Origin of the sequence: Xenorhabdus cabanillasii (assembly GCF_003386665.1) — a bacterium.
Classification (GTDB): Bacteria; Pseudomonadota; Gammaproteobacteria; order Enterobacterales; family Enterobacteriaceae; genus Xenorhabdus; species Xenorhabdus cabanillasii.
This window is the reverse complement of the sequence record NZ_QTUB01000001.1, coordinates 756,331-778,917: the sequence shown is the minus strand read 5'-3', so window position 1 is coordinate 778,917 and position 22,587 is coordinate 756,331. Positions and strand designations below refer to the sequence as shown.

The 22,587-nt window shown below is 38.2% G+C and carries 19 protein-coding genes and 2 pseudogenes; 4 read left to right on the top strand and 17 right to left on the bottom strand.

From position 1 onward, the window contains the following. Positions 1–7: 7 nt before the first annotated feature. Positions 8–139, bottom strand: a complete 132-nt coding sequence (locus BDD26_RS20460; RefSeq protein WP_280524509.1) for a hypothetical protein — start codon at positions 137–139, stop codon at positions 8–10. A 576-nt stretch (positions 140–715) separates the two neighbouring features. Here BDD26_RS20460 and BDD26_RS03925 point away from each other — a divergent pair. Further along, entirely contained in the window at positions 716–1,453 is a 738-nt protein-coding gene (locus BDD26_RS03925) for a class I SAM-dependent DNA methyltransferase (RefSeq protein WP_115825601.1), read from the top strand. Between the two features lie 206 nt (positions 1,454–1,659). Here the strand turns inward: BDD26_RS03925 and BDD26_RS03920 are convergent, their stop codons facing one another. The 15 genes and pseudogenes from BDD26_RS03920 to BDD26_RS03865 form a co-directional block, all read right to left on the bottom strand. Next, positions 1,660–2,793 (bottom strand): PfkB family carbohydrate kinase, encoded by a 1,134-nt coding sequence (locus BDD26_RS03920; RefSeq protein ID WP_115825600.1) that lies wholly within the window; start codon positions 2,791–2,793, stop codon positions 1,660–1,662. Positions 2,794–3,570: 777 nt separating this feature from the next. Beyond that, positions 3,571–3,909 carry a transposase gene (locus BDD26_RS20755; protein WP_425330420.1) on the bottom strand — a complete coding sequence of 113 codons (339 nt, stop codon included), beginning with the start codon at positions 3,907–3,909 and terminating at the stop codon, positions 3,571–3,573. Further along, a complete protein-coding gene (locus tag BDD26_RS20750; RefSeq protein WP_425330419.1) occupies positions 3,869–4,426 on the bottom strand; it encodes an IS256 family transposase in 558 nt (185 codons plus the stop codon). Before BDD26_RS20750 ends, BDD26_RS20755 begins: the two co-directional genes overlap by 41 nt. Next, positions 4,423–4,554, bottom strand: a complete 132-nt coding sequence (locus BDD26_RS20745) for a hypothetical protein (protein ID WP_422645841.1) — start codon at positions 4,552–4,554, stop codon at positions 4,423–4,425. Before BDD26_RS20745 ends, BDD26_RS20750 begins: the two co-directional genes overlap by 4 nt. 364 nt (positions 4,555–4,918) lie before the next feature. Next, complete coding sequence (locus BDD26_RS03910; protein ID WP_115825599.1) at positions 4,919–5,413, bottom strand: hypothetical protein; 495 nt, start codon at positions 5,411–5,413, stop codon at positions 4,919–4,921. Positions 5,414–5,601: 188 nt separating this feature from the next. Continuing rightward, entirely contained in the window at positions 5,602–5,874 is a 273-nt protein-coding gene (locus tag BDD26_RS03905; RefSeq protein WP_115825598.1) for a colicin immunity domain-containing protein, read from the bottom strand. 114 nt (positions 5,875–5,988) lie between these two features. After that, positions 5,989–8,454, bottom strand: coding sequence for a DUF637 domain-containing protein (locus BDD26_RS20740; RefSeq protein ID WP_115825597.1), 2,466 nt, complete (start codon positions 8,452–8,454; stop codon positions 5,989–5,991). 197 nt (positions 8,455–8,651) lie between these two features. Further along, complete coding sequence (locus BDD26_RS03890) at positions 8,652–9,260, bottom strand: hypothetical protein (RefSeq protein WP_115825596.1); 609 nt, start codon at positions 9,258–9,260, stop codon at positions 8,652–8,654. Then, positions 9,214–9,708 (bottom strand): hypothetical protein, encoded by a 495-nt coding sequence (locus tag BDD26_RS03885; RefSeq protein WP_115825595.1) that lies wholly within the window; start codon positions 9,706–9,708, stop codon positions 9,214–9,216. The genes BDD26_RS03890 and BDD26_RS03885 overlap by 47 nt, the downstream gene beginning before the upstream one ends. Next, positions 9,687–10,829, bottom strand: coding sequence for a filamentous hemagglutinin N-terminal domain-containing protein (locus tag BDD26_RS03880; protein ID WP_115825594.1), 1,143 nt, complete (start codon positions 10,827–10,829; stop codon positions 9,687–9,689). Before BDD26_RS03880 ends, BDD26_RS03885 begins: the two co-directional genes overlap by 22 nt. Before the next feature lie 55 nt (positions 10,830–10,884). After that, a pseudogene (locus BDD26_RS03875) lies at positions 10,885–12,059 on the bottom strand (ShlB/FhaC/HecB family hemolysin secretion/activation protein). Positions 12,060–12,149: 90 nt separating this feature from the next. Beyond that, positions 12,150–12,218 (bottom strand): ShlB/FhaC/HecB family protein, encoded by a 69-nt coding sequence (locus BDD26_RS19935; RefSeq protein WP_244922793.1) that lies wholly within the window; start codon positions 12,216–12,218, stop codon positions 12,150–12,152. A 7-nt stretch (positions 12,219–12,225) separates the two neighbouring features. Beyond that, positions 12,226–12,573: a hypothetical protein gene (locus tag BDD26_RS19930; protein WP_244922642.1), complete on the bottom strand. Its 348-nt coding sequence runs from the start codon at positions 12,571–12,573 to the stop codon at positions 12,226–12,228. A 212-nt stretch (positions 12,574–12,785) separates the two neighbouring features. Then, complete coding sequence (locus tag BDD26_RS03870; protein WP_115825593.1) at positions 12,786–13,769, bottom strand: IS30 family transposase; 984 nt, start codon at positions 13,767–13,769, stop codon at positions 12,786–12,788. 615 nt (positions 13,770–14,384) lie between these two features. Continuing rightward, a pseudogene (locus BDD26_RS03865) lies at positions 14,385–15,526 on the bottom strand (ISAs1 family transposase). Positions 15,527–15,955: 429 nt separating this feature from the next. On the opposite strand from BDD26_RS03865, the gene nadR reads away from it, so the two are divergent. After that, positions 15,956–17,182 (top strand): multifunctional transcriptional regulator/nicotinamide-nucleotide adenylyltransferase/ribosylnicotinamide kinase NadR, encoded by a 1,227-nt coding sequence (gene nadR / locus BDD26_RS03860; RefSeq protein ID WP_038269665.1) that lies wholly within the window; start codon positions 15,956–15,958, stop codon positions 17,180–17,182. A 751-nt stretch (positions 17,183–17,933) separates the two neighbouring features. Then, positions 17,934–18,662: an ATP-binding cassette domain-containing protein gene (locus BDD26_RS03855; protein ID WP_038269667.1), complete on the top strand. Its 729-nt coding sequence runs from the start codon at positions 17,934–17,936 to the stop codon at positions 18,660–18,662. 69 nt (positions 18,663–18,731) lie between these two features. Here BDD26_RS03855 and ettA read toward each other — a convergent pair whose 3' ends face one another. Then, positions 18,732–20,399, bottom strand: coding sequence for an energy-dependent translational throttle protein EttA (gene ettA, locus BDD26_RS03850; RefSeq protein ID WP_038269668.1), 1,668 nt, complete (start codon positions 20,397–20,399; stop codon positions 18,732–18,734). 223 nt (positions 20,400–20,622) lie between these two features. Here ettA and sltY point away from each other — a divergent pair, with 223 nt between their 5' ends. Further along, a complete protein-coding gene (gene sltY, locus BDD26_RS03845; protein WP_115827486.1) occupies positions 20,623–22,539 on the top strand; it encodes a murein transglycosylase in 1,917 nt (638 codons plus the stop codon). Positions 22,540–22,587 lie beyond the last annotated feature (48 nt).

The window sequence follows — 22,587 nt, the reverse complement described above, 5'->3', positions numbered from 1 at the left end:
TGCCCTCTCACGTTCGATCTGTCTGCCAGCCCTTCGCTCCGCGATCATTACTCGTTTCATCACTACTATGACTGGCTCCGACTTCCTGATACCCATTTCTCAGGCCTTGTGTTTTGGCACTTGTGCCCGAAATACTCATTTCCTTGAGAAGTATCAGGATCTCCTGGGTTCCACACTGTTCTCTACAAGCTCGCCGACGCCTGCGGCTCCGGTGTGTGCTTCTGGCTGGGAAATTCACCAGTATGACCATTCAGAAGCTGTTGCCTGCTAGCTGGACAAAACTATCGGCACACACGACTTAATGAATTTCGGCGCTATCACGTTCACCTATTGGTTTCGGCTCGAATGTTTCGCTGTCTACGCTTCATATCCTTTGTTACCGCCGGAAATGCAAGACTCGCTACGTAGTGGTCTGGTTTACCTTCTACGACTGGACTTTCACCCGCAAGAAACAGGGCAGCTTTGCCCAGCGCACTGACCATTCCATTAGCCGAGTATTCGGATTAAATCGAAATCACTGTTTGGAAGTGATGATTACCAGCATATGGCAACATTTAGTTATTTTTAACTGAATTCAAACACGATTTATCGTGGAAAGTTACTCACGTTATAAAAATAATTATATCTAATTATTTCGCGATATTTTATCTTTTTATATAGTACCCTCATTAGATATTTTTTATGAGAACATGTCTTTTTATCAGGAGTGATAATAATGGAAGAGCAAGCAAACTATGATTTTATTGGTGAATATTATGAAAAGTTCTCCAATACTGTCGCTCAACGACAGTCTGAGCTTCGAGATATACTCAACATGGTCGGTGATATACAGGGAAAATCAGTCCTAGATTTAGCTTGCGGATATGGTTATTTTGGGCGGGAATTACACCGCCGGGGAGCGTCAAAAGTGGTCGGCGTTGATATCTCTGAGAAAATGATTGAACTCGCCAAAGCAAAATCTAAATTGTATGGTGATGATATTGAGTTCTGCGTACAAAACGTATGTGAAATGCAATTATATGAAAAATTTGATATCATCATTGCCGCTTTTTTATTCCACTATTCAGAATCAACCAAGGAACTTGAAGCCATGTTTCAAGCAGCGGCCAATCACCTCAAACCTTCTGGTAAACTCGTAGCTTACATGGCATCCCCTGATTATCGATTAGAAAATGGAAACTGTGATAATTATGGTTTCAAAATCTTAAGCGAAGAACCTTGGCAAAATGGTTTCTGTTATCAGGCAGAATTTCTGACAACGCCACCAAGTCCTTTCACATTTTATCGCTGGAGCCGTGAAAGCTACGAAGATGCAATTAATAAAGCAGGATTCAAGAGTTTTAGCTGGCAAAAACCAACTGTCTTAAAAAGCGACTTAGAAAGTTATCCTCAAGGTTTTTGGGATGTTTATTTGCAAAATTGTATTCATACCGGACTTATTTGTCAGTTTTAGGTTCGCTGTCCATTATCTCCGCATTTGTGATTATATTTCATCGAACATAAGCTCTTCCTATTTTTCCGATTCGATTCGTGAATAATTTTTTATATGGGAAGAACTGAAAAAACTGCCGGGTTGAAACCCGGCTTTAGCCAAATATTCTAAAACTTTTTTATTTTTATTATGTCGGTGGAATGAGTCATGTTATTTCACAATGGTTATTAACTATATGAATCCAATACCAGCAACCTTTCAACATCGAAGGGCGACAGGGTTAATGAATAAGTCAATTCAGTAGACAGTACAAGAGCGGCACAGCGTTGTGCGAAATAGACACTTTCCTGAAAATCCATACCTGCTAACGCACAATGAACTAATCCCGCCATCATTGCATCACCGGAACCCGTGTTATTGACAATATTAACAGGAAATGCCGGAGAGTGGCCTGATACATAATCTAGTTCACTGTAGTACACACCGTCTGCTCCCATACTTAAAATTACTCGTTGAACCCCTTGTTCATGAAACCATGATGTTACCAATTTAGCCTCATTTATTGAGTTAATTTTAATGCCACTGATTTTTTCTGCTTCCAGCCGATTGGGTCTAATAGTATGAATATATGATAACCAGTTACGTACAATACCCGCCTTATATGAAGAAACCGGATTAACAAATATTGGCACATTACCTGAGTTTTTAAATAACCATTCCAGAGCCTCTTCTGTCAAATTACAGTCGATAATCAGTATTCCTGCCCGCTCAATGAGAGGTTTAGATTTATTTAGTAGCTCAGGAGTGAGTTTTTTCAAAATATCCATATCACTAACGGATGTGTGTGGTTCACCATTGCTATCAACTATTGAATGATAAATCGAAGTTCTTTCATCATTTAGTTTATGAGAATGGCTAAGATCCACACCTGCTAACTTGGTTTCTCTAAACAGTCTTTTTCCATATGAATCATCACCAAAAACAGAAATTAAATAACTATCATGCTTTAATGCGGCAATGTTATGCGCAACATTTCGGGCAACACCACCTAACGTATATTTTGTTTTCCCTGGGTTGGAATCTTTCTTTAATAATTCAGTCGAAGCGAAGCTGGTAATATCCATGTTGGAAGCACCCACCGTTACAGCATAATTTCCACTGGAAAAAATGTAACCCTTACCTCTTATATGCCCCTTTTTTTGTAGATTCAGGATATGACCTGCGACACTTGAACGGCTGACTCCAATAATATCAGCGATTTCTTGTTGGGCGAGAAAAGGATTTTTTCTGAGAAGTTGTAATATTCTAAACTCCAGATTATCCATTTTTCTCATATTATGCCCTTTATTGTTTTTAAACATAGTTGTTTTTATTCCATTGATTAATGATAGTAAAGCGTATTTTTATACATTATGCCTGTAGTGAGAAAGAGATCGTAAACTTGATGATATATTATTTATCATTAAAAATGTGATTTTACTCTTAAATTTTGTTCTGAAAAATAACGAATTAACGGGATTTTAAAAAACTTAGCGTAGTAACCATATTTTATTCTGATTTTTTATCATTAAAAACAAATTGTTATATTATGATTGTGTTATTTTTAACATTTGTCTTTTCTTCTGTTTTAATTTCATATCTCAAATGAAATAGGGGATTTCTAATTACATTAAAATGTGATATTTAACACATTTTAACTAATGTAATATATAACTTCACAATTTTATTACGGTGTAAACTTTTTTATATTAAATAATACTTTTTATTATACTGTTAAATTTGTTTGGTCATGTCGTTACTATGAGTACTTTTAATTGGTTAATATATTACTTCTACCAGTGAAATAAACTGCAAGGTCACTTGACATCTCCAGAAGCAACGAACCTATTTCATTCTCTCCCATTGAAGAGGAAGTTTGTAGAAACCAATATCCTGCGTTTGCAGTAGTCGCTGGTAATACTTAGCTTTTTGATATTGCCATTAATAACTGCCGCAGCCTGTATATCGGCACGAAATCTTTCTGAAGATTTACAACTGCTCGTGTAGAGTTTTCAATGATAACTGAGTCACAACCGGCATCTACGCTAAGATGCAACATTTCAACCGGGTTACGCTCTATCTCTGAAATGACTTCGCTTTCACAAATTTTCCCTGATACCTGGGCGATTTCTAACCTCTGATAGCACCAAACACTTTTTATTCAGGAACGCGCCTTTGGTTTTTGTCAGTTTGCGGAACTGTCGGTACACTGATTCGATGGTGTTAGTCGTATAGATAACCTGACGGATACTTGCCGGATAACGGAAGTAACCGGATAAGTTATTCCACTTACGACGCCAAATTTGGATGACAACGGAATATTGTTGACCCCATCTGGCTTCCAGTTCATCAGGCGCCGTTTCTGCCGCGTCTTTTGAGACCGCCGATAGACGGGTTTTAATCGGCCATGAAGGACTGGTGATGTTTTGAGGCGACATATTTGAGGGAGTTGCGGATTTGGTGAATGATGCACAACTGTACTTCTGTTTGTGGGTAGATGCTGTTTATCGCTTCAGGGAACCCCGTTAGTCCATCGACGCAGGCGATCAGGATGTCTTTTAGCCCCCCGGTTTTGCAAGTCTGACAGTACAGACAGCCAGAAGTTAGCGCTTTCGCTTTCAGATAAGTATAACCCGAGAACTTCTTTTTCCCCTCAAGATTGAGGGCCAATACGGTATAGACAGCCTTGCTCACATAGCGGCCTTCTTCACGGATCTTGTAGTGGAGCGCATCCAGCCAGATAAAGGGATAAAGGGCTTCCAGCGGACGCTGTTGCCACTGTTTAAGTTCGGGAATGACCTTGTCAGTGGTGGCACTGATTGTGGCACTGGAGACACTGAAGGCATACAGATCTTCGATTTCTCGACTGAGTTCGGCATAGCTCATCCCCAAAGCAAACAGGCGGATAATTTTTTGTTCAATCTCATTCGAGAATGTCGTCTGATGCTTCTTCACCCGTTGTGATCCCGTGGTGTCGCCAGTTCGAAACCCCCGGTCGAGGCTTTAATCTGTTTTTTAGTCGAGCCGTTCTTTCGGTTGACTTCAATATCCTGAGCCAGATGGGAATCAAGTTCAGCGGCCAAAGCCGCTTCGGTGAGTTGTTTAATCAGTGGGTTCAGGAGTTATCTTTACCTGTCAGAGCGTGACCTTCCTGAAGTGCCTTTAGCGCTTTATCAAAATCGAAAGGTTGAGTCATTTGTCATTCCTTTTTGAGGTATTTTACTGGAATGACACAGAATTTCTAATACTCCCACATAGGCTTTTATGGTGAAGGGCCTGACAAATACGTCTGCATACAGATAGCCGCCTTTTGTGGCAATATCCATCGCTGTTTTTCAAGTTATTGACCGATCTTTTTCGTGATAATACACACCATTATCCCGACAAAAAAGCCGCTCGCGTTTAAGCGAGCGGTATTACTTAATGAGGGGGCTTCTATTGGGTTGACTATCTTTCCTTTTGTATTAATGATTCATAACAACCAAATTCTGGAAAGGTATCATAATTCTCTTTTAAATCAGAAAAGCCCTCTTTTTCTATAACAGTATGAGGTTTAAAGGTTTCTTCCCTGATTGTATATGTGCCATCTTTTTTATAAAAAAAACAAGTGCCTTTACTGACGTTTAAGAGTCCTTCTCCCTCTCCTTCTTTTTCTGCAAACTCTCGATATACCACCATAGCCAGAAACAGCTTTTCATTTTCTAATACGTGAAACTGATAAGATAGATATTCTTTTAAATTATCATCTAAAAACTCAACACTCACGAAATCTTTGGTTTTGATTATCGATATAACACATGAAGGTCTGCTGTTCGAGCCAACAAGAACAGTATATGGTTTACCTTTCAGGTGCCTTTGATAAGCCTCCTCTTCACTCAATAAGTTATGCGCTTTTTGGTAGCCTAGCGACCACGTTTCACAATAGAAATAAGATTGACTCATTTGTAAACCTTTCCATTAATCTCTCAAATTGATATACCTTTACTAGCGACATGGAATTGCAATAAAAATAAATAATAAGTCAGCTTACCGGATTAATTCACCATCATATGGATGAAAAATGTTCATGCGTTAGCCCTATATAAGAGGCTGTGTCAAAACCACCTGTATAACAGGTGGCTTTTTACTATCTAACTATCTAACTGTTTTATTAGTTCAGAAACCTTTTCACGTAATTGCTCATCATTTAATTCATAACTCAGCCTGTCATCCTGTTCTGGATTATACATATCGGCAAGACAAAATATACTTGATAAACACTCACTTAACTTATCATTGTAATTGAGAATGTTATTATTATCCCTTTCTATACGCCAAAGCTCTATATATGCATCTGCAAAAACCTGCGCACATGTTTTTCCTTTAACAAACGATTTAGAAAACTCTAAAAGTAATAAACTCATTGTAATGCCCCATTTTTCATATAATTTTCATATTGTGGTGTTCCTGGTTTAAGCTTAAAACCAGTTACAAAATTGCCAAATTTATCAACGACAACAGCATTGTTTGTATTATTATTAAAGAGAACTCTTGAATCTTTTTACATGATCTCTAATTGCTTTTTCAAACTGGCGAAGAGCTTCTGTATTTGGCTTAGTCACTTTTATTCCAAAATCTCCACCATGTTTAAATTTTTTCTGGAGCTGTTTATCAGAAAAATTTACCAATGAGTCTAGCTTTGCATTAAGAGGTATCTTTATATCAGGAAGAGAGCCTGTACTATTGATATGCTTTATTTCTTTATCAACGTGCTTAAATATTTTTGAAGCTGTTTCAAAATCACCTTTTTTCGCTGCCTGTTTTCCTAAATTAATAGCATTTATAAGAGCATCAGAAACCTCTTTAGCAGTTTTAAAAGCCGTTTTACCATATTTAATCAATGGGATAAGTTCGGCTGTTGCTATTAAATAATCACCGGTTTTTTCAGCTTCGGCATACCCTTTAATGGTTGAAATTCCCCATATATTATCTGCTATTATTGACAGAGAAGTTTGAGTATATTTACAAATTTTGGGATTTTCAGTACAGGCTTTTTTCAAATTTTCTGCTTGAATTTTTCTATATTTTTCTTTTTGTTCCTCCGGTAAAGCATGATATAAATGATTATATATAATCGTTATTTCTCCCGCATCGGCTCCACTGTTAGTACCTTCAGAAGTTCCTGATATAAAAGCTCCCGCTAAACCTCCAATGATTTTACCGCCTGCTTCCTGAGCAACTGGATCTTCAAATATATCATCTAAAGTCGCATATGCGAGAGAAGCAGCCAACGCTCCAGCAGCGGCTGCTTTAGGGTCTCCTCCTCCAATTTCAGCGGCAAGAGCAGATATTCCGGCATGACCAATTGATATTCCCAGATCATTTAAAACATTTGCATACCCGCCCAGGTAATTTGCACCCTCTGCATGAACTTGATTCGCAACAGTAGAAAGTAACGCTGTAGTGAAATTGTCTTTAAAACTGCCCCCACTAATTGCAGTATTTAAACTGGATTTTATAACTGATTGACCAGTAACCCTCTGGGCAACTTTAACCCAGTCATGATTACTTAATAAAGGTAAGTCTGCTTTTGACGGGTCTATTCCAGTACCGGTAGCACCACTGGCATCCGGTTTACTCCAACCCATGAACTTATCAAATCCGGCTAAGGCTCCCCCAATTGCCATTGAAGTAATTATAGATTTAACCGTATCGCTTTTTCCCAATTCTTTAAGGGTGCTGGACAAATTCCCTTGATTATTAACGACTGAAACCGCTGCTTGAGAAGCTAAAGCTGACATTCCGGCAGTTATAGCCCCTTGAGCAACGGCACTCCCGCCCGCTATTTTTGCGGCGAACGGAGCGCCTTTTCCGGCGGTAACCGCAGTAACAACTATCGCAATTAAAGAGGCCCCCAGCGGGCTTAGACGCTGACTACTGTAATCCCAGTCGTCATAAGCATCTTTAACAATATTCCACTGAACATCATCGCGCTTGTTCAGATCTTTAATCCAGGCAGTGCCCGGCATATTGCCTAATATATCGATAGCATTTTGTAAATCTTGAGTATTCGCGACCTTGATATCAGCATTAACTCCTTTAGCTGAATCTATAGTCAGTGTTCCTCCGGTATAAATTCGGGGAAGTACCCACGTATCAGCGGTATAACCTTTATCGGATTGCTTGATAAAGAACCCTTTCGATAAACTGGTTTCTTGATGAAATTCTGAGTTTTTTATTGCCTTAAAGTTAACAGAACCGTGAGTACTGGTTAATTTAGCATTTCTTCCCGCATTTATTTTACTGGCTTCATAAGTACTGTCATCCCGGCTTAATATGTTTATATCACCTGTAGAGGTAAATTCAGTAATTTTGCTTGTTGTGTGACGGTGAGTATCTTTATATTCTTTTTTTCTGCCCCAAAAATTCCTCCCTGTGTTTGTTACCTGATAATAAGCAGATTCTTCTGGAGCTTCTGCATACAGATAGCCCCCCTTTGCGGCAATATCCATAGTGCCTATACGCATTGCGTCTTTTAATCTTGAATCTATTTTAGATGCAGGCTCCCAACTGTTCCCCAATCCATTAACCATTAATTTCGTGGCCCTAAATAAAAGGCTTCCATTAGAGATTATTGTTAATAGTCCTTTAGCCGATAACTCACTTCCAGAATGTAATCTTCTTTCGAACTCAAAGGCACCATTTTTCGAGATTTCTACATGGGGTGCTGAATCTAATTTGACATTTCCCAAGGCATTTATTGTAAGATGACCTCCTTTTGCTGATAAAATTGAAGCCTGAGTGATAATTTCACCATTAGATGTTAATGTAATATTTTTATCACCTTCAATATAGACTCTATTGCGGGCATGGACAGTGTTTTTTTTATCGTGAACTGTAAAAAAATACGCCGGCAATAACAGTGTGTTTCCCGCAAATAAAGCAGCATTACCTTTAGGCAAAGCTATGACAGCTTCTAATTCAAGATTACGCCCGGCATTCATTATTAAGTCACCAGATTTAATTCTGGTCGCTAATTCTGCATACTTACCCCACTCAATATATTTTCTGTATTGTTCTGCGAATTTTACGATAACCTATTTTAATGTCTCGTCCAGCCTGTAAATTAATACTGTGATTAGAGGCTAACGGGGTTGTATTACAACTTAATCCTGTCTCCTGACTAAAACCAAACTCACAATTAAATCTTACACCGTTTTAAAATGATATCATTACCACTGGTCATGGAAACCGAATTGTAAGTATCTAATTGACCTCCACTTTCCAGCAATAGATCTCTGACATTGTGTTGTAATGGGTTATTTTTGAATATATTATCATTGGTTTCTACGGTAATATTTTTATTTGCAATAAACGATACATTTTGACCTTTGGCAAATTTTGTATTTTCAATATAAATATTCTTTCCAGCAGAAATGGTCAAATCATCAGTGGCGTACAATTCATTAATCCTGGAAGCCGAATCCCCTTGAGTATTAGTATATGTTCTAATATTTCCTTCTTTACTAATCAAATTTAAGTTATGACCAGAAAACTTACTCCAGTATAAATTGATATCATTAGGAGATATTATCGAAATGTTATTACTGGATAATTTTCTGCCATATAAGTCAATACCTTTGGCTATTATTGAAATGCTATTTTTTGTCTTTAAATCTAATTTACTGGGAAGGTTAATAGATTCGTTTGCAGCAAGGGTAAGATCATTTTTCGCTTCTACCTTATTAAAGAGATTAATATGATTAGCCTGTAGTAAAACATTTTCGCCACTGACAGACCACTTTTTCATTAGCTTTTAAATTATTGCTTCCTATATTAATTGAATCTTTAAAATCAGCAACCAGATTATTTTCTGCTGTAATAGAGCCAAATTTAATTTTATATTTTTCATCCCAAGGCTGATCTAATTTTTGCCCGGTAAGAATTAAATCACTTTTGGCTTTTATTTTAGACGTATCATTAATAAGTTCATCACTATAAATATATAAGCTCTTACCTGATTCAATATTTCCTTGTACTAGATTTTCATCATTTTCAGGTCTGCGTTGTTTAAAATATTTATGAATTCCATCACCATTAATGACATTATTAAAGTTTTTAGTTCTGATTATTAAATCACCATTAATTGTTTTAATATTGCCACTTATATTTGTCACTAAGTCACTTTTATCGCCTTGAACATTTTTTTGAATCCATACATTATGTCCGGCTTGAATTAACCCACTGCTATCCCCCATAATGTATTATAAAACTTAGGCGACAATATTCGTATATCATTACCGGCTTTTATTATGCTGGCTGAATCTATAGACTGATTACTTGCTAACACAATATTATTTCCAGCTTCTATATTTTTTTCAGGCCCGCCGGCAATGGTTTTTTCTGCTGTTACATTAAGATCAGTTTTGGCTTTGATATTCCCATTTAGACCTACAAATAAAGTCCCATTTATTGTAATATCCTCTTTTGTGCTTTCTAAGTTTCTTGCAATAATATTAGCACCTCTTTCTGTTGATAATATGCGAATTTTACCCGCATACATTCCACCAAGATCCTTAGTGTCTATTGCAAGATATGGATCTGCATAAATAGCGCCATTAGGTTTATAAATATAAACAGCCTTATTTCTGGTATTGGTATCAGCAGTGATAGTCCCCTCTTTATAGTTAATTCTATTAAGTCCTTGTATTATTGCAAGATTATTTGCCCTGATTTTTCCATTTAATTCTAATCTCCTGCTTACAATATCAACAGAATTTGCTTCCTGGCCATTTAAACCTTTTTCGCCAATAGAGATTAGGCCATCTTCTAAACTTACAATTGGGCCTGGTGTTACACTTAAGGATTCTAGCGCTCCTTTTTCATCAAAAGCAGGACGGCCTGTAGTAATCACTGCATTATCCACATTAATAAAACCACACCCATCACAAGTAATTCCGTTAGGATTAGCAATCATGACACTGGCTTTATCTCCTGCAACTTCCAGCATTCCTTGAAGTTCGGATTTATTACCTGTAATGACTTCATTAATAATCACTTTTGCAGATTTATCACTAAAATTGGCGTTTTTATCTAATTGACCCGCGAGTTGAGAGGTTACGTCTTTTATTGAATTGTTTAATACGGCACCTTGTTTATCAATATTAAAATCTTTATAAGTGTTATGAGAGATACCAGCCTCATTAGGAGATGCTATGTTAATCACAGGAACATGGTTCACTTCTTTGATTTGTATTTGGGGGTTATCAGGGATTAACGTATTAGCAAGAGCTGAGTTTATTGGGTGTATACCTATCAAATAAACTAATAAATAAGATGTTTTTCTTACAAACTGGCCGGGATTATTAGATGTATTCATATTTTTATTTCCTTCATCTGATAATCTCAATTTTTAAGATAAAAACAACCTTTATTTAAAAATTGAGAGAAGTGGACCAGTAAACAACCCAATCATCTGGTTTGAGATCTTTAGGGTAATTTAATGGCTTTCCGACAATTAATGAATGGTTACTAATATCATTGTTCAAAAATATGCCAAGTGATGTTCCCGTTATATTTCCTCCTCCTAAAAATCGGTTTTCCTCATTTTTTATCCAGCCCGTATCTAATGATCCTTTTAAAGAAAGTTCACCCAATACAGGCAGTGTTGCCACTTTCCAGTCCAGTTCATTTCGCCAATACCCGCCACGATTGCCGATGATATTTGCTCTTTAAATCCCCTGATGGAATACTGACCGCCTAATGAAAGTTTCTCACTAGCATAAAGGTTTTTTGGGCTATATTGTCCATAAACAGACGTTAAATAATAGATATTACGGGTTAACGGTTTGAAATAATTAGCACTCATACTGACTTTGTAAAATTGACTTTTAGGGGCATCACGAATATGGTTATCTTTAGTTGCACCTAAAATATTTAAACCTTTTGTTATGGCGGGATTAAGCGTAAAATATCCTCCCAGTAGTGTTGAACTGTAATTCAGGCCGACGTTAAGAGTGCTTAATGTCGGGCTATTAATAGAAAACTTAACATCACCAATTCCATTTTCTGTGTTACGTCGGGTGAAATTCATGTTTAAAGCCAGTTTTTGTTTTCCATCACGGTATAATGTTCTGACTGCTTTTAAATTGTGCGATTGTCCTTTCCCCTCATAACGCAATTTTTTATCATCGAACAGAATATCCTGAAAGGATTTATGCCATGAATATTGATAACTGAATAACCAATAACCGTAAGGTATACTTAATCCAGACGTTACATACCAGGTTTTATAACTATTGCGAAAATCACTGTTCCTGTTAACAGAAATGGTCCATAAATCGGCTATACGTAAGGGATTATCGACTTCTACTGTCGTGCTTAGTTGATTTTTGCCATAACTTTTCTGCCCACTATTACCCAGACCTATACTGGCATGTATGGGTTTTTTAGACGAGAGCCGTTTTAAAACAACATCAAAATATCCCGCTTTTTTTGCGGGATGAATATCAATATTCACCTGGTACGAAGACAAGCGATTTAATTGATCAAAACCTTGCTCAATATCCCGAAGATTAAGGACTTTTCCTGTCATATTGGGAAAAGCCAATTTTAATGCTAATAAATATTCATCATCAATCGTGATACTGTTTATCTTTCCCTCAACAACACTGATAGTGAGATGACCTTGAGACAAACTTTATGGTTTGATAAATGCAACAGAAGTAATATAACCCTGCTTTAGATAATAATTTGAAATCTCTTTCACTAAAGAATTAAAAATTATTAATTGTTAAACATTTATCAATATAAGGTAGGGTTAATGATTCCTGTTTGGATTTTGGTATCTTTTCAGCGTTTTCAATATCAATATGATTAATTATCTGACAGGATAATTCATCGTCGGAAGTTGCTGTGGGGGCTATAGATTGAGGGATCACAATTTCTGCGCCCATATCTTCTTGTTTCTGCGCTTCTTCCAATATGTTTTTTTGCTTTTGGTTAAGAACTTCTTGATCCAGCGGGCTGATATTTGAAGAAAGAGTGGAAGATGCAGATAAATTATCTGAAAATATTAAAGATACAACATATAAGAGTAAATAAATGATTTTCTTATTTTTCATTTTATGAATAAGTTTTATTTATTAAAGTTTAATCGAGCGTAATACAGAAAAATAGGAGGGTCAATCTGGGATAATGGAAATATTTATAAAATATGTCAAGTTAATGTGTTTTTTGATGATTAAATCACAAATTTTTTCAATTGGTAATAAAATTTCATTTCTAAAAGAGATAATAATGGAACCATAATATATTGATATCTTGGATTCACATATTAAGCGCAACACCGTAATGAGCGAAGTAATTGAGTGGGGACTCCTTTAAATAACTCATTCGGTGTTTTGTAATCTCGTGTTTTACGAGGACGATTATTTAATCGGTTTGCCACAAGGTTAATCTCCCGCTCTGATACCTTATTAAAATCGGTTCCTTTTGGGAAGTAATCTCTAATTAATCCATTTATGTTCTCATTTATCCCTCTTTCCCAAGGGGAATGCGGGTGAGCAAAATAAATTCTTGCCTCTAAATTTTTACTGATCCGCTCGTGTTCGGCAAATTCGAGGCCATTGTCAAAGGTAATTGTTTTAACTTTATGTTTTATCAGTGATAAGTGTCTTGTTGCCGCTTTGGCGACCCCTTCTGCTGTTTTATCTTCAAGTTTAATAATAATAGTAAATAATGATTTTCGTTCAACGAGTGTCAATAATGCACTTTTATGATCTTGGCCAACGATAGTATCGCCTTCCCAATCACCAATACGCTGCTTTTTATCAACAAATTTTGGGCGTTTATCAATGCTGACTCTATTTTTAATTTTGCCTCTGCGCTCATAATTTCCATAGCGTTTACGATACGGTTTTTTCGCCATTCTGAGATGTTGCCATAAATCACCACCATTCTTTTTATCTTTATAAATCAATCGATAAATCGTCTCATGATGTAAAGATATTTTGGCTTCCCGTTTAAGATAACCCACAATCTGTTCGGGACTTAAATCTTGCCAAATTAACTGTTTGATCCACATTTCTATCTCTGGATTCACTTTGACTGCTTTTATAGCAAAATGCCGGCGTGCTACGGCCTTAAACTGAGCCTGTTCAGGAGAATATTTCTTTGCTTCCCGATTTCGTCTCAATTCCCGGCTAATCGTTGAGGGGCTTCGATTGAGTGACTTTGAAATCGCCCGTTGTGAAAAACCCGCTTCTTTCAGGCTAGAAATCTGATATCTTTCTGTTTCGGTCAGTTGTGTATAGGTCATAGCGCATTTTCCTTTGGCGAGAAAGATGCCTACTATAGCAACTGACCGCCTTTCTCAGAAATTGCACTTATTATGCGAATCCAAGTATTTTATTAATAATAACCGTATAGATATATAACCTTCTGCAAGGTTGTTTTCAGGGAAAAATTGTTATTCTTGTTATACAGGAACTTTATCATGATCATGGTTTTAATTAATTATGTGAATCATTACTTTATTTCTTCTTTCCTGAATTAGGAAAATAAAGCACTATAAGGACTATCTTCGGATAGTCAACGTATGGATGATAAATAATTGTAGGTCACTACATTTAGCAGCAATTTAAAAAAAACCTCAACAATAGCCCCTTGCTTTTATAAAAGGACTGTTTGCTGCATGCTAAATTAACCAATCCGACTCATAGGTGTAGCCGCTTGAATTCGAAAATCGTCATGCTTGCAATCATCACTCTTTTTTATTCGCATTAAATGCCAATGAAAAAGGCATCATGCTTATATTGGCATCATAACTGAACTACTCTTCAAACAGGCGGGCACCTTGATAAAATGTCTTTGTTATTTGGCAGTTAGATATCGCTTCACAATGTAGTGGATATCAGGGCAAGAGCATGAATGTTTATTTCTTGACCAACACCTGAAAACCTGCAATTAATACCTTGTCCAAATACTCACTGCTCATATTAGCCATATTCGTTTTTCGTCGGATACTGGCTTTTATGCTGGTTTCTGCACGCAACATATTCAGTGAGAGGTGTCGCATACCCGCTAATATCTCGGCACCGTTACCGCGACGAATGGCGCACGCATCTTCATTCATGGAAACATCGAGCACCCAATGAACGCGGTTTTCAATCCCCCCAATGACCACGCACTGCCGCCTTAAAACGATCGGGGTCAAGTTCCGCTGAGCTGATGTAATAATGATAATCCAGTGATTCTTTTTTTCTCGTTTTATCAAGGCGATATCGTATTGCCACGCCAATACTTTTTAAGTCTTTCCATTCCGGCAATTGCAAGGCAAGCTTCCCTGCCGGTAAGACATGATATTCACGTAATTTAATTCGACCATGTCATTGTTCTATAATGACATTTTCTGACTGACTGACTGACGGCAGTGACGTGGGTTGACAGCGCTTGTTTAAGCTCGCGGTGTAATGTTGCCTGATTATCTTTTACGGCCAGCAGGTAATCCCCGCCTTGGGCGATAATTTTTTGGGCAATTTGGGTCTGGCATCCCATCGCATCAAGGGTGACCAAACAGCTATTGATGTCCAGCAAATCAATTAATTTAGGAATTGCTGTGATTTCATTCGATTTTTTTTCGGTTTTTAACTGCCCCATGACAACGCCATTGGCCGTAGCAAATGCGCTCACCATATAGATAGGCGATAATCGCTGATGCCAATTCCCGGTACTCCGTAAGGCTTTGCCATCAATCGCGATGATTTCACCGTCGGTGTGTTCACTGACCGCCTGAGTCCAGCGAATAAAGCAGCGTTGAAACTGGGCAGGATCAAGGCGGGAAATGATACGTGCTATTGTGTCATGTACGGGTAAGCCGGTTTGAAAAAATCCCTTTTCCTGAAGCCAGTTGCAGCGCATATTGCCGAAGTCTTCGATATCTTCCCAACCTTCAGCCCCCGTCAGGACGGCACACATTGTCAAAAAAAGGACATCAAACAGGGGATAGCTGATTTTGGCAGACTGGCGAGGATCGTTAATATCACCGAAATACTGAGAAAAGGCATCAAGTTCCATTAGAGGGTTCCCGAAAAAAGGAGTATAAGATCACAACTTAATTCATGGGTCAAATGGATTAATCTTGATTAAATAACGTTCGTGATCTCACCCTGGTTGATGCCTTGATTAGCAAACGGCAAGGCAATTTATATTTAATATACTTTAATTATTTGAAGTACCACTTTCTATGTTATCGCCTGCTCTCACTCATATGAGAAAACAGGCGATATAATTTTTATTTAATAACCGTCTATTTGCTTAATTCCGGGATTTAGCTAAAAATTTAATTATTACTAATTTTATTCTGTCAATAATTGTAACTATTAAATTTTAACTTCTATCAATGTATAACATTGCAGGATTTGCTTCTAATAACCCACTAATTTTGTTTTTACCTTTCACAATAAGCATGTTATGTTGTTTAGTATACTAAACAAAGGGGGATGTATGGGACAGTTTGACTATTTAAAAGAGGCAATCAAAGAAGCGAATCACACACTACAGCAAGTCGCTGATGTATGCGGTATGACAAAAGGCTACTTAAGCCAACTTATTAACGGCAAGATAAAAAGTCCAAGTGCACAGAAATTAGCATCTCTTCATCAACATTTAGGATTGGCGTACCCTATGGAAAAGAAAACTATCGGTGTCGTGTTTGGTAAATTTTACCCGTTACATACTGGGCATATTTATTTGATCCAACGAGCATCCAGCCAAGTCGATGAATTGCACGTTATTCTCTGCTATGACGAATTACGGGATCGGGAACTGTTTATCAATAGCTCAATGTCTCAACAGCCTACTGTCAGTGACCGCCTGAGATGGCTGCTGCAAACGTTTAAATATCAAAAAAATATCCACATCCATGCTTTTGATGAACAAGGTATGGAACCCTATCCACACGGTTGGGAAGCCTGGGGCCAAAGTACGAAACGATTCATGGCCACAAAAGGTATCAGTCCTGACTATATCTATTCCAGTGAAGCACAGGATGTCCCATGCTATAAAGCGCATTTTGGAATTGAAACTATCCTTATCGACCCACAACGCTCATTCATGAATATCAGTGGAAGTCAGATACGACAGGCTCCTTTCCACTATTGGGAATATATTCCGACAGAAGTGAAGCCGTTTTTTGTGCGTACTGTTGCTATCCTTGGTGGTGAATCAAGTGGGAAATCTACGTTGGTAAACAAACTGGCGAATATGTTTAACACAACGAGTGCGTGGGAGTATGGGCGTGAGTATGTATTTTCCCATTTAGGGGGAGATGAGATGGCTCTGCAATACTCCGATTACGATAAAATAGCTTTAGGTCACGCTCAATATATTGATTTTTCAATAAAATATGCCAACAAAGTCGCCTTTATTGATACTGACTTTGTAACAACACAGGCATTTTGCAAACGTTACGAAGGGAAAGAACATCCCTTTGTTCAGGCAATGATTGATGAATATCGATTTGATCTGGTCATTCTCTTAGAAAATAACACTCCCTGGGTGGCGGATGGACTGAGAAGTCTGGGCAATGAACAAGAGCGTAAAGAGTTTCAGCAATTGCTTAAAAGCTTGTTGAAGAAAAATAACATTGATTATGTATGTATTAATTCACCTGATTATGATCAACGTTTTCTTCGCTGTGTTGAACTTGTTCAGGAAATGTTAATGGCATAACTCATTTTTTATATCAATAGATTTCAAGTAGCCGCAATGGCAGATAAAGCAGTTAAATAAGCGCAGATAACAGGCGGCAACTTGAAAGTTTAGGACATATATACTAATAGCCTGAATGGTTTACTATATAATGATTAATTAAGATGATTTATTTTCTATAGTAATTTTTGTTATTTCATGTTTTATTCTAAAACACTCTATAATTAAATATTTCATTGTGTTATTTTTTCATAAGTAACAAAATAAATTGTGATAATAATATTTTTTGATGCTTAGGTTTTACTGTTTAGGCTTGAATTGTCGAGAAATAAGTCATTTAATTAACGGACCTATTGATTTATCTATATAAAATTCGTTTATTATCAACAAAAACCACATAATTTCCGTGTGATTTTTATTAAGGATGGAGGTGATGTAAAAAATATTAGCCTTTTGACATGAGTAAAATGACTTTTTTCCTTATTATAAAATTGGAATAAAAACAGAATAATTTATACCTTTTTATTTATGTTATCTTCTTCTCAGTAATAGCGGATATCTTTAACATTTGATTCTAAGACTAAGAAATATCTCATTTATTATATAATAATTGTAAATAATAATTGACATAAGTTTAGTATTGTCGAGATATTTCATGCGTGAACTATTTAAATTTGTACAATGTCTTATTGATATTAATAAGCCGCCAATAAATTTAGATAACATATTTAAGGAAAAAGCTTTAACTTTTTAACCTAATTGTGTTGAGAATATGAACTTAAATCAATTTAAATCGATTGAAGTTATCAATATTTCATATGGTCTAACTGATAATACAGTTAATTATGAAATGATTTCAGACATCACATTTTCTATTATACCAGGTGAAATTACTTTGATAACAGGGCCGAAGACATCAACCAACAGCATATTGCTATCGATTGCTTCGGGTATGTTACAACCAGATCAAGGAGATGTATTAATTAATAATAACAAGCTAAAACTAATGAGTGATTCCGAGTTAGATCAGTTTCATTCGAAAAATAGTGGATTTATTTTTCAGGGTTTTAATTTATCCAGTGAGCTTACGCTGTTAGATAATTTGTTATTATCCAACTCTTACGGGTTATCTCTTTCTCAAGAACAAGCAGTAAGAATTGCACAGAAATCGTTAGATATTGTGAAATTAAGTGACAAGGGCCGTTACTATCCAGGAGAGCTTTCTGAAAATGAAAGACAGCGGGCTGCTATGGCAAAAGCACTCGTAAGAAGACCTGAATATCTATTTGCAGATGAACCGACTCGTCACTTAAGCCATCAGGAATTAAAGATGTTTGTTGATATCTTTAAATTTATCGCACATGAGCAGAAAGGCACAGTAGTGATCGCCTCTCAAGATAAACGCCTGATTCAGTACGCTGATAGTATGATTACTCTAGAAAGAGGTAAAGTCATTAAGACTTATGAATCCTTCCAGGAGCAAAGGGTTATGGTGTCATAACCGTATGTTTTCTTAAAAGAACGAAAACGGCCTGATATCAGGCCGTTTCTTATCTTAACTGAATAAATCTTATTTACTGATTTTCTTATACTTAATGCGATGAGGCTCCAACGCTTCAGCGCCCAGTGTCCGCTTCTTATAATCTTCGTATTCGCTGAAGTTTCCTTCAAAGAAACTCACTTTACCTTCATCTTGATAATCAATGATGTGTGTTGCAATACGGTCAAGGAACCAACGGTCATGGGAAATAACCATTGCACAACCCGGGAATTCCAACAGAGCATTTTCCAGTGCGCGCAGAGTTTCGATATCCAGGTCATTGGTTGGTTCGTCCAGCAACAACATATTACCGCCCACTTGCAGAAGTTTCGCCAGATGCAGACGGCCACGTTCACCACCGGACAATTCACCAACACGCTTGCCTTGATCCACGCCTTTAAAGTTAAAGCGGCCTACATAGGCACGGCTTGGGATCTCAAAGCTACCGATGCGCATAATATCCTGCCCGCCGGACACTTCTTCCCATACTGTCTTCTTGTCATCCATGTTATCGCGGAACTGATCAACGGAAGCCAGTTTCACGGTCTCACCCAAAGTGATTGAGCCGGAATCCGGTTGTTCCTGACCAGACAACATACGGAACAGAGTTGATTTACCCGCACCGTTCGGGCCGATAATCCCGACAATAGCACCTTTTGGCAGAGAGAAATTCAGGTTATCAATCAGAACCCGATCACCATAAGATTTAGTCAGATTACTCACTTCCAGTACCTTGTCCCCCATCCTTGGCCCAGGCGGAATGAACAATTCACTGGTTTCGTTACGTTTCTGGTACTCAACGTTATTGAGTTCTTCAAAGCGAGCCAGACGAGCCTTACCTTTGGCCTGACGTCCTTTCGGATTCTGACGAACCCATTCCAGCTCTTTCTCAATGGATTTACGACGAGCAGCTTCGGTTGCGGCTTCTTGTGCCAGACGAGCATCTTTCTGCTCCAGCCACGAAGAATAATTACCTTCCCATGGAATACCTTCGCCACGGTCAAGCTCCAGGATCCAGCCGGCAACGTTATCGAGGAAGTAACGGTCGTGGGTAATAGCAACGACAGTACCTTCATAATCGTGCAGGAAGCGCTCCAGCCATGCTACAGATTCAGCATCAAGGTGGTTAGTCGGTTCATCAAGCAACAGCATGTCCGGTTTTTCCAGCAACAGGCGGCAAATCGCAACACGGCGACGTTCCCCCCCGGACAGGTGCTCAATTTTAGCATCCCATGCTGGCAAACGCAGGGCGTCAGCCGCTCGTTCAAGTTGGTTATCCAGATTATGACCGTCATGAGACTGGATAATCGCTTCCAGTTCACCTTGTTCTTTAGCCAGTTTGTCAAAATCCGCATCTGGATCAGCATACGCGGCGTAAACTTCATCAAGGCGTGTCAGTGCATTTTTAACTTCGCTGACGGCTTCTTCCACCGCTTCACGAACGGTATGTTCAGGATTGAGTTTAGGCTCCTGCGGCAAATAGCCAATTTTGATACCCGGTTGTGGACGCGCTTCCCCCTCAATATCTTTATCGATCCCTGCCATGATACGCAGTAAGGTCGATTTACCGGCACCATTCAGGCCAAGAACACCGATTTTTGCTCCAGGGAAAAAACTCAAGGAAATATTTTTCAGAATATGCCTTTTCGGGGGAACAATTTTTCCAACCCGGTGCATACTATAAACATATTGAGCCAAAGTAATGTACCTTTTTGATAATTAAGGAAATATTTAATATTGATTTACGCTTGTGGGGCTTGGATGGGGTATTTTACCCTAAATTTAGCTGATCGTGTTGCTACCTGTTTAGCATTATGTTCAATTACGTTCATCGTTGTGATAAATCACATCAATATTATTATAATTAAAACAATTTATATTTCGTTCACTACCGGTCAATCTTCTGGAGGAGTATGTGACTATAAGTAAATGGCAGCATTTTATAATGACTGTTAGTCTGGCTTCTGTTGTCGGAATGGCGCATGCAGACTCTCTGGACGCTCAACGGGAGCGCTATCAGGCAATAAAACTCGCGTGGGATGCGAAAAATATAGCAGAAGTTGATCGGTTGATGCCAACATTAAAGGATTACCCTCTGTATCCTTATCTGGAGTATCGCCAATTAGTTCGTAACCTGAAAATTGCTTCTCCCCGGCAAGTTCGTCACTTCATGACTACTTACCCGACCCTGCCACCCACTCATTCCCTGTCATCCCTATACATCAACTCTCTGGCAAGTGACGGAGATTGGTATGGCATTCTGGCATTCAGTCCTAATGCACCCAATACCATGGCAGCACGTTGTAATTATTACTTTGCTAAATGGGCAGTAGGAAAGCAGCAAGCTGCCTGGAAAGGCGCTAAGGAAATTTGGTTACGTGGCAACTCATTGCCCGATGATTGCGATAATTTGTTCAATGTCTGGGAACGCTCCGGGCACTTATCCGTAAATTTAATATTGCAGCGTATCGAGTTAGCAGTAGAGGAGAATAATACAACCCTCGCTAGTTATCTTATCAAGCGCCTGCCCTTAAATTATCGCAGCTTGAGAACTCATTTACTGAAATTGCAAAGTGATCCTGCATCTGTTGAACACCTTGCCAGAACAATAAGGCCGACTGACTTCACCCGTTCTATGATCATCAATGCCTTTTCCCATTTTGCCCGTAAAAATGCTGAGCAAGCCAGACTCAGTCTCTCCTCCATTGCACGGGCACAAAAAATGAATGACCAGGAAAGACAGAGATTAAAAGACATAGTGGCATGGCAATTAATGAGTGATATTACTCCAGAGCAAGCAAAATGGCGGGATAATGCAATACAAGGCTCACACTCCAGCGCCCTGATTGAACGCCGTATTCGTTTGGCGCTACAGGATGCTGATGAAAAAGGGCTGGCGGAATGGTTAAGCTTGTTACCTAAAAATGTCCTGCAAAAAGATGAATGGCAATATTGGCGTGCGATTGTCCTGTTGAATACGGGTAAAAAAAAGGAAGGAGATGCCATATTACGTAATTTGATGGAACATCGTGGTTTCTACCCCATGGTAGCAGCGCAGAAATTACATCTGTCCTATCCTTTGATGATCAATAAGTCAGAAAGACCTGATGCTTCCATTGCGGAGTTACCGCAGATTAAGCGGATCCGTGAATTGATGTATTGGCATATGGATGATCTGGCCCGCTCAGAATGGATTAATTTAGTTTCTTCACGAGACAGCGCCAAACAAGAACAACTGGCTCGTTATGCTTTTGAGCAGAATTGGCCTGCGCTGAGTGTTCAGGCGACTATCGCCGGCAAGATGTGGGATCATCTTGAAGAACGTTTTCCTTTAGCGTGGCAAAATGAATTTGCTCACTTCACTTCAGATAAAAGTATTTCACAAAGTTATGCAATGGCTATTGCGCGACAGGAAAGCGCATGGTATCCACAAGCCCGCTCTTCAAAAGGAGCGAGCGGATTAATGCAACTGATGCCCAACACGGCAGAACATACGGCAAAGAGCCAAAAAATTGATGGCTATGTCAGCAGCAGCCAATTAATGAACCCGACCATAAATATCAAAATTGGAACCGCATATCTGGAATCGATATATCAGAGTTTTGGTAATAACCGTATTCTCGCCAGTGCTGCTTATAATGCAGGCCCCAGAAATGTCGAACGTTGGTTAACCAGTAGTGCGGGAAACATTGACGCTATCGCTTTTATTGAAAGTATTCCTTTTTCTGAAACACGCTCTTATGTCAAAAATGTGCTGGCTTATGATGTGTTCTATCATAATTTTATGGGGAAATTATCTAATGTGTTGACTGATGCTGAATGGCAAAGACGTTACTAATTTCAGATCTAATTGTGATATGATTTTGTACTAGTTAAATAGTATGGC

What these genes read in the sequence shown, in the direction of transcription:
- BDD26_RS03920 (WP_115825600.1), bottom strand. Translation starts at nt 2,793, where the DNA reads ATGTTTAAAAACAATAAAGGGCATAATATGAGAAAAATGGATAATCTG.
- BDD26_RS03855 (WP_038269667.1), top strand. Translation starts at nt 17,934, where the DNA reads ATGAACTTAAATCAATTTAAATCGATTGAAGTTATCAATATTTCATAT.
- BDD26_RS19930 (WP_244922642.1), bottom strand. Translation starts at nt 12,573, where the DNA reads ATGAAAAATAAGAAAATCATTTATTTACTCTTATATGTTGTATCTTTA.
- BDD26_RS03890 (WP_115825596.1), bottom strand. Translation starts at nt 9,260, where the DNA reads ATGAAAAAGTGGTCTGTCAGTGGCGAAAATGTTTTACTACAGGCTAAT.
- BDD26_RS20460 (WP_280524509.1), bottom strand. Translation starts at nt 139, where the DNA reads ATGAGTATTTCGGGCACAAGTGCCAAAACACAAGGCCTGAGAAATGGG.
- BDD26_RS03925 (WP_115825601.1), top strand. Translation starts at nt 716, where the DNA reads ATGGAAGAGCAAGCAAACTATGATTTTATTGGTGAATATTATGAAAAG.
- BDD26_RS03880 (WP_115825594.1), bottom strand. Translation starts at nt 10,829, where the DNA reads ATGAATACATCTAATAATCCCGGCCAGTTTGTAAGAAAAACATCTTAT.
- BDD26_RS03910 (WP_115825599.1), bottom strand. Translation starts at nt 5,413, where the DNA reads ATGAGTCAATCTTATTTCTATTGTGAAACGTGGTCGCTAGGCTACCAA.
- BDD26_RS03885 (WP_115825595.1), bottom strand. Translation starts at nt 9,708, where the DNA reads ATGGGGGATAGCAGTGGGTTAATTCAAGCCGGACATAATGTATGGATT.
- BDD26_RS03905 (WP_115825598.1), bottom strand. Translation starts at nt 5,874, where the DNA reads ATGAGTTTATTACTTTTAGAGTTTTCTAAATCGTTTGTTAAAGGAAAA.
- nadR (WP_038269665.1), top strand. Translation starts at nt 15,956, where the DNA reads ATGGGACAGTTTGACTATTTAAAAGAGGCAATCAAAGAAGCGAATCAC.
- BDD26_RS20755 (WP_425330420.1), bottom strand. Translation starts at nt 3,909, where the DNA reads ATGTCGCCTCAAAACATCACCAGTCCTTCATGGCCGATTAAAACCCGT.
- BDD26_RS03870 (WP_115825593.1), bottom strand. Translation starts at nt 13,769, where the DNA reads ATGACCTATACACAACTGACCGAAACAGAAAGATATCAGATTTCTAGC.
- BDD26_RS20740 (WP_115825597.1), bottom strand. Translation starts at nt 8,454, where the DNA reads ATGAATGCCGGGCGTAATCTTGAATTAGAAGCTGTCATAGCTTTGCCT.